This is a genomic window from Microbacterium sp. LWH10-1.2 (genome assembly GCF_038397765.1).
GTDB lineage: Bacteria > Actinomycetota > Actinomycetes > Actinomycetales > Microbacteriaceae > Microbacterium > Microbacterium natoriense.
This window is the reverse complement of the sequence record NZ_CP151638.1, coordinates 2,874,902-2,891,593: the sequence shown is the minus strand read 5'-3', so window position 1 is coordinate 2,891,593 and position 16,692 is coordinate 2,874,902. Positions and strand designations below refer to the sequence as shown.

The following is a 16,692-nucleotide window of genomic DNA, read 5'->3' as shown; positions in this document are numbered from 1 at the left end:
CTCTCGGATGTCACTTTCCGAGGGTGAAGCCCTGCGTCTCGCCGTACTTGATGTTCGCGTCCTGCCAGGCCTTCAGGCCGTCGGCGACGTCACCGTTGCTCGTGTAGATCGGACCCATGGCGTCGCCGTAGATGCTGTTCGCGTAGGCCTGCCACGGCAGGTACTGCCAGTCGGGCACGACGGACTTGGACGCGTCCACGAGCACCTTGTTGATCTGCTGCCCGCCGAAGAACTCGGGCTCCGCGTTGAGGAACTCGGACGACTCGAGCTGCGCGACGGTGGCGGGGAAGCCGCCGCCGTCCACGAAGATGCCGATCGACTCATCCGAAGAGTTCAGCCACTTCAGGAAGCCGGCGGCCAGCGCAGGGTTCTTGGACTGCTTCGTGACGGCCTCCGTGCTGCCACCGTTCTCCGCCGTCGCGGGGGCCCCGCCGTCGTAGGTCGGCATGGGCGCGACGCGCCAGTCGCCGGCGCTGTCGGAGGCACCCGACTCCAGGACGCCGGGCATCCAGGCGCCGGCTGCCAGAGTGGCGATCTTCCCGCTGGAGAGACCGTCGAACCACTCGTCGCTCCATCCGCCGATGCCGTCGAGGAGGCCCTCCTTGACGAGCGTCCCCCACTTCTCGGCATAGCGCTGGGCGCCTTCGTCCTGCAGGTCGATGGTGACCTTGTCTCCGTCGACCTGGAAGGCGTTGGAGCCTGCCTGCCAGAGCATCGCGGAGCCGAATCCGCCGTCGAGTCCGGAGTCGTTGGTGATGTAGTACTCCGGGTCGGCGGCGTGGAGCTTGCGGGCTGCGTCGATGTACTCGTCCCAGGTCGTGGGAACGGTGAGGCCGAACTTGTCGAACGTCGCCTTGTTGTAGAACAGCGCCATGGGGCCGGAGTCCTGGGGAAGGCCCCAGATGCCGCCCTGGCTGATGTTGGTCCAGGAGGACTCGGAGTACTGATCCTTCAAGTCGGCGAAGCCGTAGTCGGTGAGATCGACGAAGGCGTCCGCGAGGACGAACTGCGGCACCGACATGTACTCGAGCTGGACGACATCGGGTGCGCCCTTGCCCGCGGCCAGCGCGTTCTGCAGCTTCAGGTTGCTGTCGTTCGCGCCGCCGGAGTTGACGAAGTCGACCTTGACGTTCGGGTAGGCCTTCTCGAAGGCGTCGACCTGCTTCTCGGCGGACGGGCTCCAGCTCCAGAAGGTGATCTCGCCTCCCTTTTCCAGGGCCTTCTCGACGGCGTCCGCTCCCTTCTCTCCGGAGTCGGGCGTGCCGGTGCTGGCACACGCTGCCAGGCTCAGGCCGACCAGAGCGGTGGCGACGCTCGCGGCGACGCTGCGCACGATAAGACGACGGTTCATGCTGTGTTCCTTTCTGTGGGTGGTGGTGATGCGGGCCCCAGGGGATGGGGTGGCGTCATCGGATGCAGCGGTCACTGCTTGACGCTGCCGGCCGCGAGGCCGGACTGCCAGTACCGCTGCATGAGCAGGAATGCGCCGACGATGGGAATGATCGTCAGGAGCGATCCCGTGATGACGAGGTTGAAGATCGGATCGGCGCCGATTCCCTGGCCTTGCTGGTTCCAGAGGTTCAGACCGATGGTCAGGGGATAGAGCTCAGGGTCGCTGAGCATGATGAGCGGGAGAAAGTAGTTGTTCCATGAGGCGACGATCGAGAACAGGCCCACCGTCGCCACGCCGGGCGCCAGCAGCCGAAGTGAGATGGTGAAGAACGTGCGAAGCTCTCCGGATCCGTCCACCCGAGCAGCTTCGAGGAGTTCTGCAGGGATTGCCTCTTGCGCGTACACCCAGACCAGGTAGAGACCGAACGGAGACACGAGTGAGGGGATGATCACGGCCCACACCGTGTTCGTCAGACCCATCTGGCTGAACAGCAGGAAGGTTGGCACGGCGAGCGCGGTTCCGGGGATCGCAATCGCAGCCAGGATCACAGTGAAGATGACGCGCTTGCCAGGGAACTCGAACCGTGCCAGCCCATAGCCGCCGAGGGTGGCCAGGAGCGTGGCTCCGCCCGCCCCGGCGACGACGTACAGAAGCGTGTTGCCCAGCCACTGCACGAAGATGCCGTTGTCGTGGGTCAGCGTCTGCCAGATGTTATCGAAGAGAGCGAACGGCCCTGAGAACCACAGGCCGAAGGATCCGGAGAGCGACTGCTGCGTCTTGGTGGCACTGATGATGAGCCAGGCCAGCGGAACGAGTGAGTAGAGCACGAACACGACCATGACGATGGTCAGGGCAACAGACCGTCGCGGGCTGCTGAGGAATCGACGGCGATCCGCCACTGCGCGACTCATTGGATCTCCTGACGGGTACCGCGGACCTGGACGATGTAGGCGATCACTCCCGTGATGACGCCCATGATGATCGCCAAGGTTGCCGCGTAGTTGGCCTGCTGCCCGATGAAGCTCAAGTTGTACGCATACATGTTGGGTGTGTAGAACGTCGTGATGAGGCCTGGGGCGTTCGCGCGGAGGATGTTCGGTTCGTTGAAGAGCTGGAAGCTTCCGATGATGGAGAAGATCGTCGCGATGACGATGGCACCACGCAGGGCGGGGAGTTTGACACTCGCCACGACGCGCCAGGCCCCGGCCCCATCGATGGCTGCCGCCTCGTACAGCTCCTCGGGGATGGTTCGCAGGGCTGCGTAGAAGATGACCATGTTGTAGCCCACGAACTGCCACGTGACGATGTTTCCGATGGCGAAGAGGATCCACTGGGATGCGAAGGGCGTGATCAGCTCGAAGCCGAGGAGGGAGTTGATGTTCCCCGCCATGCCGACGCGGTCGGAGTAGAGGAACCCCCACATGAGCACCGCCACGATGCCGGGAACCGCGTAGGGCAGGAACAGTGCGATGCGGTAGAAGCCGGGCTTCGCGAGCCGTCGGGAATCGATCGCCATGGCCGCGAGAAGAGCCAGCACCAGCATGATGGGGACCTGGACGACGAGGAAACCGGACACACGGAGGAGTCCCTCGAGGAACTTGGGGTCTGCGAACGCGGCGAGATAGTTGTCGAACCCTACGAAAGAGTTGCCTCCGACCAGTCGCTCACGGAACACGCTCAGGACGATCGCGTAGATGACGGGCGCCAGGACCGTGACGGCGAACACGCAGAGGAAGGGCGTCAGAAAAGCCAGCCCTGCCCACCTGTGGCGACGACGACGTGGTCGGCCAGGTTGTGGTCTGCGCGGGGCGAGAGCCGTCGGCCTTGCCATGGTTGACATCTATGTCCAATCCTTCGGTGTCGAATGGTGACGTGATCATCCGATGTTTCATCATAATGTGTTGACGTCGCCATGTGTCAAGGCCGGCAGGAGATGAGGCCGCCTCACCGCTTGTTTTCGAGCTAGTTCTCTGGGGGAACGCGCGTCGACGGGCTCCAGCCATCCCGTTGTTGACGTGAACAAGGATCAGATCTATCTTCGTTTTGACCCGATCAATCTACGAGCGAGGAAGTCATGACGAAGAAGTCACCCCGGGCGGTCACTGCGGCACTGATCGCTGCCATTCTGATCAGCCCCCTGATCTCGGCCCCACCTCCCGCCGCCGCTGAGGCGGCTGCATCCGTGCACACGTATCGCGACACCCCGGGAGATGCCCGGTCCGATCGCTTCACGCTCGAGGCGAACGGTACGGACGTGTTCGTCGCGAAGTACTCGAACCGATTCAACAACCGGATGGCTGTCGCACGGTTCGCGTCGGACGATTCGACGCCCGTCCTCACAGTGACGGCGAATGAGCCGATCACCTCGTGGAAGATCTACCCCGAGAAGGACTATCCCGCTTCGGCCGTCGCGGTGTCCGGCACGACACTGACCTTCACGATGTCGAGCGAACTGCGCTACGTCATCGTGGAGATCAACGGAGCGCAGCCGGGACTCGCCATCGTCAACGACCCGCTCGAGGACCCGGCCACCATCCCCGACCCCAGCGCCGACAACGTGGTGAACGTCATGGACTTCGTCACCGACGCGACGGGCGCTACCGATCAGACGACTCAGATCCGGGCAGCTATCGACGAGCTCTACTCGGACGACTCGAAGGACACGCTGTACTTCCCCGACGGATGGTACACATATGCCGGTCTCGATCTGCGCAATAGAACGAAGCCCGTCACGATCTACACCGCGGAAGGCGCTCTGCTGAAGAACCGCATCCAGCCGACCATGGAGGCCATGGAGCCGACCATCGGGATCTGGAACTCGGCCAACATCACGTTCTACGGACGTGGCGTGTTCGACGGCAACGGATTCGCGAACTACGACACGGGCAACGGAGGCTGGCGCCACGATGCGGCGACGTCCCAGCACCAGGGTGGCGTCATGATCCTCCACTCGCAGAACATCACGTTCAACGACACCCTCGCCCGCGATGCGAAGCAGTGGAACTGGGAGACGCACACCGCGAAGAACATCACGTTCAACAACATCAAGGGCCTGACCCCCTACGCACAGCCCTGGGTCGACGGGATCAACCTGGCCAGCGGCCAGAACGTCACGGTGAACGGAGCGCTCTCCCTGGGCAACGACGACACCTTCGCGAGCGGTCACTACAACCCGAACGACAAGTTCACCCCCGACCCCGACCGGCTGTCGTGGGACACCGCGGACACGTTCGGCATCTCGGTCAAGAACCACCTCGGCTGGACCGCAGGTGCAGGAAACGGCGTGCGCATCGGCGGTGGCGGCGGTTACACGCAGAAGGACTTCACCTTCGAGAACGTCAACTACGTCGGATTCAAGAACCTCGGGATCACGCTGTCCAACTTCACCGCGGACACGAAGGTGAAGTTCACCGACGCGACGTTCGACACCTCCAAGGTCACCACCAATGCGTCCATCGGCGGGCGAGGGAGCTCCGCATCCGACCGTTTCGGCTCCCTCATCCTGGACGACGTCTGGTTCTCGCACAATCTGCCCATCAACATCTCGAACACCACTGATCTGCGCATCCACGACCTCTCGGTCGCCGGAACGCCGGTCACGAGACTGACGCAGTTCGCCCTGAAGCTCACGAACGTCGTGAACCGCGACTTCGACTTCATCGAGGATGTCGCGCCCGTCTTCGGAACGATCCCGACGTCGGAGATCGAGGTCGGCACCGAGCTCGTCCTCCCGATTCCGGTGAGCGACGGCGACGGCGACACCGTGCAGGTATCGTCCCCGTCGCTGCCGGAGGGCGCGACCATCACGGACAACGCCCTGCACTGGACGCCCACCAGCGCTCAGGCCGGCACCACCAGCATCCCCCTCCTCGCGACCGACTCCCACGGTGCGACCGCGACGGGATCGGCGACGGTCAAGGTCATCGATCCCGATGCGGAGAGGATCGAGATCCCGGTCGCGGCGGACACGAACGTACAGACGTGGAACGCGGAGCAGACCCTGAACTACGGTGACGGCGAACTGCTGCGGATGTTGAACTTCAACGACGCGAACCTCGGCGGCGTCCTCGGCGAGAAGTACGCGGGTAACCAGTCGAATCGTGACTCCAAGCTCAGCCTGCTCTCGTTCGAGCTGGGAGACCTGGGCGAGCGCATCGCGGCAGGGGAACTGCTGTCCGCCGAGCTCACCATGACGTACGCGGGGCCCGCCAAGGGTGGACTCAGCGGCTCCAACAGCCTGGTCGCGGCGCTCGCGACCCCCGGGTGGATCGAAGGGGACGGCAAGAGCACGCCTCCGGCGCGCACGAACACCGTGGACGGTGCCGTGACCTGGCTGACCAAGCCGGCGATCGACACCACGGTGACCGCCACGTCGGCACCCTTCGACGTCACATCACCGAACAAGGTCGGATCGGACGCGTCGTACTCCGCGACGCAGAAGCCGGTGGGCTCCAAGGCGACGATCGACGTCCTTCCTCTTGTCACGCGGCTCGCCGCGGACGCCTCCGCGGTCTCCTTCGCCGTGAACGAGACGAAGAGGCAGGATCTTCTCTTCGTCTCGAGAGAGGGCGGCGCCCGTAACCCCAACGCGGAGGGCCTGGCACCGCGCCTGACCCTGACGTTCGCCGCACCGACGGTCGTCGACGAGGTCGCTCCGTCGGAGCGTCCGTCGATCTCGGGCCAGGCCGTGGTCGGAGAGACTCTCGCCGCGGAGTCGGAGGGCTGGCCCGAGGGCACGTCGCTGACGTACGAGTGGGCCGTCGACGGCGTCCCCGTCGGAGCCAGGAGCGACGATACTGTCCCCGCGTCTATCCTTCTCTCGGCGGCGGCGGCACAGACGGGCGATCAGTTCGTGATTCCCGCGGATGCCGTGGGCTCCCGCATCACTGTCACCGTCACGGGTTCTCTCGAGGGCTTCCGAGACGGTTCGGTGACGAGCGATCCCACCGCCGCGGTGCGCGCCGCGACCGTTCCCGGAGGCGGCGCAGGCCCGGGCACGACGCCCGGCGCGGGCGGCGGGATAGTCGGCGGATCTGTCGGCGGATCGACGACCGGACACCTGGCAATCACGGGAGCCGAACTGCCCATCGCGGTGGCGCTGCTCGCGCTCGTCCTGCTGACCGCGGGTGGAGTCTTCGCGGCCGCTAAGAGTCGCCGCGTCATCGGCGTCTGACCCGGCGGCCGCATCGCACAGACAAGGAGCGCACGTCCTCGACCTGGGGACGTGCGCTCCTTCTGTGCATTCGAGCCCGAGGGACTCGGCGGCACATGTCGAGGGGTCAATCGTCGTACTCCATGTTCGGGATGCCGCACTCGTCGATCACACCGCGAGTATGCGACTGTCCCGCAAGACACGGGCCGCTCGATCCGCGGTGTGGATCGAGCGGCCCGTTGGCACCTCTTCGTTCGGCTCAGCCGTGGAGGAAGTCCTGGCGCGGCGGCGTGACGGCCTCTTCGAGGAACACCTTGACGACGGGACCGCACGCGAGCGGGCTCTGCGGGGGCAGCGTCACGCTCAGCTCAGAGGCCGTCTGCTCCCAGGCCACGGCTTCGGCGACGCCGAGCACCGTCACCTCGCGGATACCGCGGTCGAGCAGACCGGATCCCGTGCCGAAGGAGCGGATCCGCGCCACGCCATCGTCGGGCTCGGCGAGGAGGATCGCGTACAGGTAGTCGCCCGTGACATCGTGCCGAGTGGTGAAACGGATGTCTGCAGAGCCGTACTCCGGGGTCGCGGCGTCGACGAATGACCCGACGGTCAGCTGCGTCGGGCCCTCCTGGGCGATCCGCCAGGGGCGGGTGCCGTAGATCGCCTCGCCGTTGCGGGTCAGCCAGTCCCCGATGCCTTCGAGAACACGCTTCTCGGCATCCGGAATGGTTCCCTCCGGGGTGGGGCCGACGTTGAGCAGGAGCAGGCCGTTCTTCGACACCGTGTCCGCGAGCTCGGCGACGAGCGCATCGACCGTCTTGTACTCGTGACCCTCGATCCAGCTCCACGAGTTCTTCGAGATGGCCGAGTCGTTCTGCCATACGGCCGGACGGATCCCGCCCATCGTCCCGCGTTCGATGTCGTACACGGCGCTGCCCTCGGCGAACGCCTTCCATTTGTAATTGATGGCGACCTCGCGCCCCCACTCGGCAGCGCGGTTGTAGTAGTACGCGGCCAGCCGGCGCAGGTAGGGCTCGAAGGCCGGCTGCTCGATCCACCAGTCGAACCACAGGACCTGGGGGCGGTACTTGTCGATGACCTCGACGGTCCGCAGCAGCCAGTCTTCGAGGAACCGCTCGTTCGGCGCCACCTCTTCCCGCTGGGCCGGTCCGTAGAAGTCCGCGTACGCAGGGTCGCGCACATCGGAGTCGAAACGGGAACCGCCGTTCATGAAGAACCAGTGCTCGGCCCGATGCGATGACGCCCCCGGTACCATCCAGGCGCGGTCGACAGCCGCGGTCAGATCGCCGAAGACATCCCGCTGCGGTCCCATCGCCGCCGCGTTCCACCGCGATCGCTCCGTGTCGTACATCGCGAAGCCGTCGTGGTGCTCGGCGACGGGAACCACGAACTGCGCTCCTGCGCGCTTGAACACAGCCGCCCACTCGTCAGGATCGAAGTCGCGCATCGTGAAGTGAGGGATGAAGTCCTTGTATCCGAAGTCGCGATGCTCACCATAGGTCTCCCGATGATGAGCGAAGTCTTCGCTCGCCTCGCGGTACATGTTTCGCGAGTACCACTCGTTGTGGAAAGCAGGTACAGAATAGACGCCCCAGTGGATGAAGATGCCGAGTTTGGCATCGAGATACCAGCGGGGCGGTTCGTACGCGCGAAGCGATTCCCAGTCCGCCGCGTACGGACCCGCCTCGATCACCGCATCCACTGCCGCAAGTGCGGCGGAGTTGTCGGAGACGTCCACGGGGGCAGGGAGAGTGGACGGATCGAGGGGTGAGAGTGGTCTGTTCATCGGGTCCTGATTCCTGTTCTGAGGCGGAAGACGGGGGTCGCCTCGGGGTGGGTCGGCGGGCATGCGGGTTCCGGTGGTGGCGCGTGGAGGCGAGACCTGGTCATGATCTCGAGGGAGTCGTCTCCTCGACCCACCGGAAGTTCAAGGTGTGCGAGTCGGCCTCCGCAAGACGGAAGCGCGTGGCAGGGTCGGATCCGCTGCGCAGGGACGCAGGCCGGGGGAGCTGAACAGTCACGCCCTCGCGACGCACCCAGCGTGAGGCCGGATCGCCGGACAGTGCGACGGTCATGCCGTGCTCGTCCCAACTCAGCTCGTCCACCCGCAGGCCGGTTCGGGTGGTGAGCCCCGTCACGGATCCGTTCGTCCAGGGCCCGGGCAGCGCAGGCAGCAGATGGATCGTCTGGCGGGTCGACTGCACGAGAGCGGAAGCGATCACAGCGGGCAGTCCACCGCTCGCGTCGACGTTGAACATCCTTCCGGCATCGTGCGTGGTCGTCATCGCCGTCGTGAAGTGCAGCTGTGTGAGCCATTCGATGCACTGCTGCAGGGCGTCGGAGTCTCCCAACGTGGCCGCGGCCAGACCGAGCTGTGTGAGCCCGAACGCCATCTCCATGTTGCCAGGAGGTGGTCCTGGGTTCTCGGCCCGCCAGGCGATCTTGTCGTGAATCAGCTTTGCCGCGGCGCTGCGCAGCTGCGGGTCGTCGAAGGCATCATCGGGCTCGTACCAGAGGCCGTACAGCTGACTTACGTGACGATGGGCGACGTCATCGGGTTGTCCTGGGGATGACCACTCGGCGAGACGCCCGTCTTCCACGCGGTACCGTGCAGCGACCGTGGGCAGTTCCGGAGTCGGCACTCCTCTGGCCTCGGCGAGCACGGTAGCAGACCGGGCAAGGTCCCGGAGGATCGCGATGTCCATCGTCGGGTCGACGGAGATGGGGGTGGGGGCACCCAACGGGGTGTTCTCCGGCGAGTAGGCGGGCGCAAGCGGAACCTGGGAGCCGACCTCCTGGTAGAAGCGCAGCACTTCCTCCACGAGGTGCCATGTGCTGTCGTCGACGAGCTCGCGGTCGCCCGTCGCCAGGACGGCGTCTGCGAGCATACGGAGGATCCAGCCGCCGCATCCTGTCCAGAACTGGAGAGGGTAGTCAGCGGAGAAGTGATTGGCGAGGCCGTGGCTGCTCATGCGAGACGGAAGCAGGGCGCCCTCGACTCCGAAGACGCGTCTCGCGTTGGTGCGGAAGTCTTCGAGGCGAGGGACGACCAGTCGCGTGACCGATCGAATGAGCTCGGGGGTGCCCGTAGACACGAGCGAGGCGATCGACCCGTTCTGCACGTTCCCGTTCAGGGTGTAGTCCGCCGACCACGGGGGTGACCATGTGCCTTGCCAGACTCCCTGGAGGGTGGCGGGGAGCTCGCCTGTCGACGAGATGATGTTGTATCGGCCTGCCGCGTAGGCCAGCTCGATGAGCGCGAGTGCGTGGTCCGTGTCGTCGGGGGCCCGGCCGAGCAGCTCCTCCGTCGTGATGTCCGCGGGAACGAGCGAAGCGAGAGAGAGGGTGGAGGCTCTCTGCAACGCGTCATGCGCGTGGGGATCGGATGACGAGTGCGCAGCGCCGTCGTTCACGTCCACGGTGATATCGACCTGCGCCCATTCGCCGGCGAGGGTGTCGATGCGGGCGATGATGTCGCCGTCGTGGATGCGCACCTGCGAGGCGAGGGGCGCCTGGATGCGGGTCGTGGCGGAGACGATGCGTCCACTCTCGGGGTGCGTCGCACGCAGCTCCAGGCTCGCCGTCGTGGGGCTCTCCTCCCATGCGCGGCACTCGACGTCGTCGGCGTAGTCGGGTGATTCGCCGCGCAGTGCCTCTCTGTTGCGAGGCATGCCGAGGTGCGCCGTCACGGGCCCGGGGCTGTCGGAGCGGTACCGCACGGTGACGTTCGAGTCGCCGCGGCGGGCGGATACGCGAAGTTCGGTCGCGCCGGCGTCGTCCATCCAGCGGATGTGGACCTCGCCGGTGGCGAAGTCCACGGATCGGCGATACGTGTGCGGTTCGACCGTCGCGCACTCGATGCGCAGCTCCGACGTGGGGCCAAGCGGGTCTGTCCAGATGAGATCGTCCATTGCAGCTTCCGCGACGCTGTCTGCGACCAGAGCCGCTGCGGCGGACGGGTTCGCGGAGAGGAGCTCTCGTCGAATGTCCTCGATCCGCGCGCCGGTGTCGGGAGGCGGCATGATCGAGTTCGCGGGCACGAAGAACCGCTCATGTGAGAGGGAGACCACGTGCTCGTGCGGAGCGCCCCATACGATCGCACCGACGACTCCGCTTCCCGTGACGACGCCATCGAACCAGTGCGGCGCGGTGCTCGTGCTGATGAAGGATTCCCGCCCGGAACGGGTCTCAGTCGTGCGCCCGGTGGGCCCGGTCTGATCGGTCTGCGTGAATGTCACGGACAGCGGCCTTTCGCTCACGAACGGAGGGGGATAGGGATGAGTTTCGACGATCGTGGGTCCGAACTCTGAGGGGAGCTTCATGTCGGTGTGGTCCCGCGAAAATACGAATGGTTACGTAAACATTCGAGCCAAAGATACATGCTCGGAAACGCTGATGTCAACGGCGTGAGTCGGGCGATCGCCTATCGGCGGGAAGATCGCTCGCCGAAGGGGCCGGTCGACGCGCGCACCACGAGCTCTGTATCGATCACGCGCCGTCCTGCCGGGGCTTCACCATGCTCGATCTGGTCGACGAGCAGGGATACGGCGGTGGCACCCGCTGCCTTGAAGCGTTGCCGCACCGTCGTGAGCGGGGGCCAGAACTGCGATGACTCGACCATGTCGTCGAATCCCACGACGCTGATGCCCTCAGGTACAGGGACCCCGTTCTCGTGAAACGCGCGGAGGGCGCCGAGTGCCATCTGATCGTTTGCTGCAAAGACCGCCGTCACTTCCTGGCGGGCGGCCAGTTCCAGCGCTGCGTTGTAGCCGGACTCAGGGGTCCAGTCGCCGATGAGCATCTCGGGAACGAGTCGACCGGCTTGTTCGAGCTGAGTCCGCCATGCTCGTGCACGTGCAGCCGCCGCGTTCGATTCGGGCGGCCCGGCGATATGCCAGACGGTCGGATGTCCGAGCTCAAGAAGGTGATCCACGGCGAGGCGGGCGCCCTGCTCCTGGTTCGCGTCGACCGACGGATGCTCGAAAGCGGCGCCCGCATCGACGATCACCGCGGGAACGCCAGGAGGTAGGCGCACTGCCGCTCCGGCGGAGTTGCTCGTCTCCAGGATCAGTATGATGCCGTCGACGGCATCCTGCCCGAGTCTACGTATGGCCCATGAGAAGTCGGCCGTGCCCGCTTCTTCGGGCGAATGCTGCACCGATATCAGTTCGACGGCATAGCTCCGTCTCGCCGCCTCCTCGGCTATCGCGCTCACTGTCCGCACGTTGCCCAGAGTCTCGAGGCCGAACACCACGACGGCTATCGATCGGAACTCGCCGTTTCGGAGGGCACGCGCCGCGATGTTCGGACGATAGCCGAGCTCCTTCATCGCCAGTTCGACGCGACGGCGTGTCCGCTCCGTCACGTTGCCCAGATTGTTCGCCACGCGAGAGACGGTTTGTCCGGATACGCCCGCGAGCTCGGCCACGTCGCGCATAGACGCCGACCGAGCGCGATCCTCCGGCATGCAGTCGTACCTCTCGAGCGTTGATCACCGTTATTGACGCCAAGGTAGTACAAGATCGATCGACGAGCCGGCATGCTTTTCCTCGGGCGCGTCTCCGCTCGAGGGGCAGGGCGGCTCGCGGGCGAGGCGCCGGCCTCGAGCGTCCTGCACCCGGAAGCCGGCGAGACGAGCGCCCTCACCGCGAGAACAGTGCTCGAACCTCGTTCTTGCGCACTTTGCCTGAGGCGGTTCGAGGCAGCGAGTCGACGATCTCGATGCGGGTGGGCAGCTTGTACCGGGCGACGCGACCTTCCAACGCTCCTCGAACGGTGTCGAGCGTGATGTCGAAACCATCGCCAACCGTGAGAACCGCGATCGGCGCCTCGCCCCATTTCTCGTCGGGGACCCCGATCACGGCGGCTCCCGTCACCCCGTCGATGTCTGCGATGAGTGACTCGACCTCGGCGGGATAGATGTTCTCCCCGCCGGAGATGATCATGTCCTTCAACCGGTCGGCGACGTATAGGTAGCCGTGGTCGTCGATGTATCCGAGGTCACCCGAGCGGAACCAGCCATCCGAAGTGAGCGAAGCGGCCGTCGCATCGGGAAGGCCGTGATAACCCGCGAAGACGTTGGGCCCCGTGATCTGGATCTCGCCGACGGTTCCCGCCGTGACCTCCCTGCCGCGCTCATCGACCACGCGGACATCGGTGAAGAAGTGCGGAAGACCGACGCTGCCGTGCTTGTGCACGGTCATCTCGGGGGCTAGCGAGGTCGCACCAGGCGAGGTTTCGGTCATTCCATACCCCTGGGAGAACGACATCCCGCGTTCCTCATAGGCGGTAAGGATGCGCGAGGGCACCGCGGACCCTCCGCAGGTCAGTTTGCTGAGACTCGACAGGTCGGTCGAGCCCCAAGCCGGGTGATCGGCCAGCAGCTGAAACGTGGTGGGGACGCCGGAGAGCATGGTGACGCGGTGACGTTCGATCAGATCCAGCGCCGTGCCGGCATCGAAGCCTCTCTCGAGAACGAGGGTGCCACCCTTGAGGAGCACCGGCAGTGCCCCCATGCCCAGAGCCGCGACGTGGAACAGGGGGGAGATCATCAGTGCGACGTCGTCGGAGCAGATGTCATAGTCGATGAGGTTGTTGACGGCCACCGCGGTCAGGTTCGCGTGCGTGAGGACGGCGCCCTTGGCCCGACCCGTGGTCCCCGAGGTGTAGACGATGGCCGCAGGAGTGTCGTCGTCGGCCGCGTGCAATGGCGGGACCTCCGTGGCCTGATCGATCAGACGGGCGAGCCCGAGGGAGCCGTCGCGCCCTGACGATCCGGTGCGGATGGCATGGGCCGGGGCTCCGGGCGCGGCGAGCATGCGCTCGAGCCGATGGGCGAACTCCGGATCGTGGATCAGGATGCGAGCGCCGCTGTCCGTGAGGACGTGCGCGATCTCGGGTACCGCGAGGCGGGTGTTGACGGGGACGAACACGGCGCCGATCCGCACCGTTGCGAACAGCGTGATGAGGAAGTCCGGGCTGTTCTCGCCGAGATAGGCGACCCTGTCGCCCTGGCGCACGCCGCGTTCGACGAGGACCGCGGACATGCGCTCCGCCGAGTGCGCGAGCTGCGCATAGGAGAGCTGCTGCCCGTCTCCGAAGGCGATCGCCGCCTTGCGGGGGTTTCGCAGTCGGCGTCGAGGGAGCCAGGCTCCCAGGCCTTGTGTGTGCATCGTTCTCTTCTTCGAGGTGGGGCGCGTCCTTGCGCCGAAGCGGTGTCTGCGCCCGCCGTGTGCCGGGCGCCGAGAGGTGTCACGCGTAGAAGCGGTACAGGCTCCGCGCAGCGACGGCGGGCTTGGCGGCGCCCTGGATCTCGATGGTGTGGTCGACGGCGAGCTGGTAGCCGCCCGGTATCTCGGCGACCTCGGCGATCACGGCGTTGCCGCGCACCTGAGCGCCGACGGTGACGGGGGAGATGAAGCGGACCTTGTCGAGACCGTAGTTGACCTTAGTGGAGACGCCGTCGACGTCGAACAGCTCGGTCCAGAACTTGATGACGAGCGAGAGGGACAGGAAGCCGTGCGCGATCGGTCCTCCGAAGGGGCCGTCCTTCGCACGCTCCGGGTCGGTGTGGATCCACTGGTGGTCGTCGGTGGCGTCGGCGAAGAGGTTCACGCGGTCCTGCGTGACCTCCAGCCATTCGGACCAGCCGAGATCTGTTCCGGCGAGTCCGTCGACGTCGGCATAGGCGACGGTGGTGGTCATGATGTTCCTTTCGATGGGGTCAGTGTGCGAGGCCGAGCAGGCGTGCGGCGTTGTCCTTGAGGATCCCCGGCATCACCTCTGATCTGAGCGAGGTCTTGTCGACGTCGCGCATCCAGCGTTCGGGGGTGAGGAGGGGGAAGTCGGAGCCGAAGAGCACGCGGGACCGGAGAAGCGTGTTCGCGTGCCTGACGAGGTTCTCCGGGAAGTACTTCGGGCTCCAGCCCGACAGGTCGATCCAGGTGTTGTGCTTGTGGGTCGCCACCGACAGCGCCTCGTCCTGCCAGGGCACCGACGGGTGCGCCATGACGATCTGCAGGTCGGGGAAGTCCGCGGCAACCGGGTCGAGCAGGATCGGGTTCGACAGCCCGAGACGCAGGCCACGCCCACCGGGGAGTCCTGCGCCGATGCCTGTCTGCCCGGTGTGGAACAGGGCGACCACTCCCGCGTCCTGCAGGACGCCGTAGAGCGCGTAGTTCGTCGTATTGCTGGGATCGAACCCCTGGACAGTGGGATGGAACTTGAATCCGCGAACGCCGTGCTCGTCGATGAGACGCCGTGCGCGGTCGACGGCCTCGATGCCGAGGCGCGGGTCCACCGAGCCGAACGGGATCAGCACGTCGTTGTTGCGCGCTGCACCCTCGGCGATCTCCTCGCTCGCGAGGCCCCTGTGGCCCAATTGCGTCGTCGCGTCGACGGTGAAGACGACTGCGGCCATGCGGTGATCGCGATAGTAGGACGCCACCGAGTCGAGATCGGGGCGCGGCCCCTCTGTCGAGAAGTAGGCGGAGGCGGCGTCGGCGAGGTCGGGTGGCAGCGAGGTGTGCCCGTGTTCATCGACCTCGATGTGCACATGCATGTCGACGGCGGTGATCGAGGCGAGGTCGATGGCCGACTCGTAGCGGGCCACGGTCATCAGGCCTGAGGAGCAGGACGCTGGAGTTCGGCGGGAAGAGGCGGGAACTTCTCGCCGACGTCCTGCAGCCGCTCGCCGATCAGTGCGGGGAAGAGCTCTTCGAGCGCGGCGGTCGTCCAGCCTCCGTCACGGTACTCCGTGACCACGGGCTCGGGATGGGACCACAGCTGGATGCGGTCGCCGCCGATGCCGATCGCCTGTCCTGTCACGCCGGCCGCGTCGTCCGAGGCCAGGTAGGCGATGAGTCCGCTGACGTCGGCAGCGGTGCCGAAGCCGAGGTCGTGCCGGAAGAAGTCGGGCATCGGTCGGCCTGCGGCATCCGCCTCGACGGCGGCGGCGAAGTACGGCACCGTCGCGGTCATCGCCGTGGCGGCGACGGGAATGACCGCGTTCGCAGTGATCCCCGCCCGCCGGAGCTCGAGCGCCCAGGTGCGCACCATCCCGACGATCCCCGCCTTCGCCGCCGCATAGTTCGTCTGCCCGAAGTTGCCGCGCTGGCCGGTAGGCGATCCGATGCAGATGATGCGGCCGGCGATCTCGTTCTCACGCATATAGGAGGCAGCGGCGCGGACGGTGGTGAATGTTCCACGCAGGTGAACGTCGATCACGGTGTCGAAGTCGTCGTCACTCATCTTCCACAGCACGGTGTCGCGTAGGACTCCGGCATTCGTCACGAGGATGTCGAGTCGTCCGAAGTGGGAGACGGCGGCATCGACCAGAGCCTGTGCGGTGTCCGCAGACCCGACCGGCGCCGCGACGGCGGTGGCGTTTCCGCCCGTTGAGCGGATGCTCTCGACCGCTGAGTCGGCGATGGCGGCGTCGACGTCGTTGATCACGACGGAGGCTCCTTGGCGTGCGAGTTCCTGCGCGTAGGCGAGGCCCAGCCCGCGGCCGGAGCCGGTGACGATGGCGGCTTTTCCGTTGAGAGACATGATGTCCTTTCGAATCACGATGATCGAACCACACAATGATTGAGAAAGTCAATCATTGTGTTCGCTCATCATTTGTTATCGTTGCGTCGTGACCTCCCCGATTCCGACTGATGATGTGAGCGTGGCTGTGGACCGGCTGCGCGAGAGCGGTCTCGCCGACGAGCTCAGTTTCCTGCTCGCCCGGACGAACGCGCTGTCGCTCGCTGCGGGGAACGTGGCGCTCGCGGCGCACGGGCTGCGAGTGAGGTCCTATTCGGTGCTCGCGCTCGCCGTCTCCGGCGAGCGTCCGTCGCAGCGCGAGCTCGCTGACTTCCTCCGGCTCGATCCCAGTCAGGTCGTGGCGCTCATCGACGAGCTGCAGGCCGATGGCCTCGTCGAGCGGCAGCCCGACCCTCGAGATCGTCGGGCGAACGTCGTCGTCGCGACGGATGCCGGAGTGCGCCTGCACCGTGTCGCCCACCACGCGGCGCGCGCTGCGGAGGAGCGGTTGTACTCGGTGCTCGACGAGGAGACGCAGGATCGCCTCGCTGCGATCCTGCGGGAGATCGCTTTCTCTTCGCGCGGCTGAGGCGCGTGTTCG

General features: G+C 65.9%; 12 protein-coding genes. 2 read left to right on the top strand and 10 right to left on the bottom strand.

Translation table 11 applies throughout. The annotated features are described in order from the left end of the window. Window positions 1-10: 10 nt before the first annotated feature. The 3 genes from MRBLWH10_RS13760 to MRBLWH10_RS13750 all read right to left on the bottom strand — a co-directional run bounded on the left by MRBLWH10_RS13760 (window position 11) and on the right by MRBLWH10_RS13750 (window position 3,233). Window positions 11-1,351 (bottom strand): sugar ABC transporter substrate-binding protein, encoded by a 1,341-nt coding sequence (locus tag MRBLWH10_RS13760; protein ID WP_341940317.1) that lies wholly within the window; start codon window positions 1,349-1,351, stop codon window positions 11-13. 71 nt (window positions 1,352-1,422) lie between these two features. Next, entirely contained in the window at window positions 1,423-2,304 is an 882-nt protein-coding gene (locus MRBLWH10_RS13755; RefSeq protein WP_341940316.1) for a carbohydrate ABC transporter permease, read from the bottom strand. Next, entirely contained in the window at window positions 2,301-3,233 is a 933-nt protein-coding gene (locus MRBLWH10_RS13750; protein ID WP_341940315.1) for a sugar ABC transporter permease, read from the bottom strand. The genes MRBLWH10_RS13755 and MRBLWH10_RS13750 overlap by 4 nt, the downstream gene beginning before the upstream one ends. Before the next feature lie 234 nt (window positions 3,234-3,467). On the opposite strand from MRBLWH10_RS13750, the gene MRBLWH10_RS13745 reads away from it, so the two are divergent. Beyond that, window positions 3,468-6,566, top strand: coding sequence for a putative Ig domain-containing protein (locus tag MRBLWH10_RS13745; RefSeq protein WP_341940314.1), 3,099 nt, complete (start codon window positions 3,468-3,470; stop codon window positions 6,564-6,566). Window positions 6,567-6,804: 238 nt separating this feature from the next. Here the strand turns inward: MRBLWH10_RS13745 and MRBLWH10_RS13740 are convergent, their stop codons facing one another. The 7 genes from MRBLWH10_RS13740 to MRBLWH10_RS13710 all read right to left on the bottom strand — a co-directional run bounded on the left by MRBLWH10_RS13740 (window position 6,805) and on the right by MRBLWH10_RS13710 (window position 16,112). Beyond that, on the bottom strand, window positions 6,805-8,349 hold the full coding sequence (locus MRBLWH10_RS13740) for an alpha-L-fucosidase (protein WP_341940313.1): 1,545 nt from the start codon (window positions 8,347-8,349) through the stop codon (window positions 6,805-6,807). A 100-nt stretch (window positions 8,350-8,449) separates the two neighbouring features. Further along, entirely contained in the window at window positions 8,450-10,801 is a 2,352-nt protein-coding gene (locus MRBLWH10_RS13735) for a glycoside hydrolase N-terminal domain-containing protein (RefSeq protein WP_341940312.1), read from the bottom strand. A gap of 185 nt (window positions 10,802-10,986) precedes the next feature. Next, window positions 10,987-12,000, bottom strand: coding sequence for a LacI family DNA-binding transcriptional regulator (locus MRBLWH10_RS13730; protein ID WP_341940311.1), 1,014 nt, complete (start codon window positions 11,998-12,000; stop codon window positions 10,987-10,989). A gap of 205 nt (window positions 12,001-12,205) precedes the next feature. After that, window positions 12,206-13,735, bottom strand: coding sequence for a long-chain fatty acid--CoA ligase (locus MRBLWH10_RS13725; protein ID WP_341940310.1), 1,530 nt, complete (start codon window positions 13,733-13,735; stop codon window positions 12,206-12,208). A 79-nt stretch (window positions 13,736-13,814) separates the two neighbouring features. Further along, complete coding sequence (locus tag MRBLWH10_RS13720) at window positions 13,815-14,267, bottom strand: MaoC family dehydratase (RefSeq protein WP_341940309.1); 453 nt, start codon at window positions 14,265-14,267, stop codon at window positions 13,815-13,817. 19 nt (window positions 14,268-14,286) lie between these two features. Further along, window positions 14,287-15,180 carry an amidohydrolase family protein gene (locus MRBLWH10_RS13715; protein WP_341940308.1) on the bottom strand — a complete coding sequence of 298 codons (894 nt, stop codon included), beginning with the start codon at window positions 15,178-15,180 and terminating at the stop codon, window positions 14,287-14,289. Beyond that, a complete protein-coding gene (locus MRBLWH10_RS13710; RefSeq protein WP_341940307.1) occupies window positions 15,180-16,112 on the bottom strand; it encodes an SDR family NAD(P)-dependent oxidoreductase in 933 nt (310 codons plus the stop codon). The genes MRBLWH10_RS13715 and MRBLWH10_RS13710 overlap by 1 nt, the downstream gene beginning before the upstream one ends. A 121-nt stretch (window positions 16,113-16,233) precedes the next feature. Here MRBLWH10_RS13710 and MRBLWH10_RS13705 point away from each other — a divergent pair, with 121 nt between their 5' ends. Further along, the gene (locus MRBLWH10_RS13705; protein ID WP_341940306.1) at window positions 16,234-16,680 is read left to right on the top strand and encodes a MarR family transcriptional regulator; all 447 of its coding nucleotides are present in this window, start codon (window positions 16,234-16,236) and stop codon (window positions 16,678-16,680) included. The last annotated feature ends 12 nt before the right edge of the window (window positions 16,681-16,692 follow it).

Excerpts from the sequence above, each read along its gene's own strand:
- MRBLWH10_RS13760 (WP_341940317.1), bottom strand. The coding sequence starts at position 1,351 with ATGAACCGTCGTCTTATCGTGCGCAGCGTCGCCGCGAGCGTCGCCACC.
- MRBLWH10_RS13755 (WP_341940316.1), bottom strand. The coding sequence starts at position 2,304 with ATGAGTCGCGCAGTGGCGGATCGCCGTCGATTCCTCAGCAGCCCGCGA.
- MRBLWH10_RS13750 (WP_341940315.1), bottom strand. The coding sequence starts at position 3,233 with ATGTCAACCATGGCAAGGCCGACGGCTCTCGCCCCGCGCAGACCACAA.
- MRBLWH10_RS13745 (WP_341940314.1), top strand. The coding sequence starts at position 3,468 with ATGACGAAGAAGTCACCCCGGGCGGTCACTGCGGCACTGATCGCTGCC.
- MRBLWH10_RS13740 (WP_341940313.1), bottom strand. The coding sequence starts at position 8,349 with ATGAACAGACCACTCTCACCCCTCGATCCGTCCACTCTCCCTGCCCCC.
- MRBLWH10_RS13730 (WP_341940311.1), bottom strand. The coding sequence starts at position 12,000 with ATGCGCGACGTGGCCGAGCTCGCGGGCGTATCCGGACAAACCGTCTCT.
- MRBLWH10_RS13725 (WP_341940310.1), bottom strand. The coding sequence starts at position 13,735 with ATGCACACACAAGGCCTGGGAGCCTGGCTCCCTCGACGCCGACTGCGA.
- MRBLWH10_RS13720 (WP_341940309.1), bottom strand. The coding sequence starts at position 14,267 with ATGACCACCACCGTCGCCTATGCCGACGTCGACGGACTCGCCGGAACA.
- MRBLWH10_RS13715 (WP_341940308.1), bottom strand. The coding sequence starts at position 15,180 with ATGACCGTGGCCCGCTACGAGTCGGCCATCGACCTCGCCTCGATCACC.
- MRBLWH10_RS13710 (WP_341940307.1), bottom strand. The coding sequence starts at position 16,112 with ATGTCTCTCAACGGAAAAGCCGCCATCGTCACCGGCTCCGGCCGCGGG.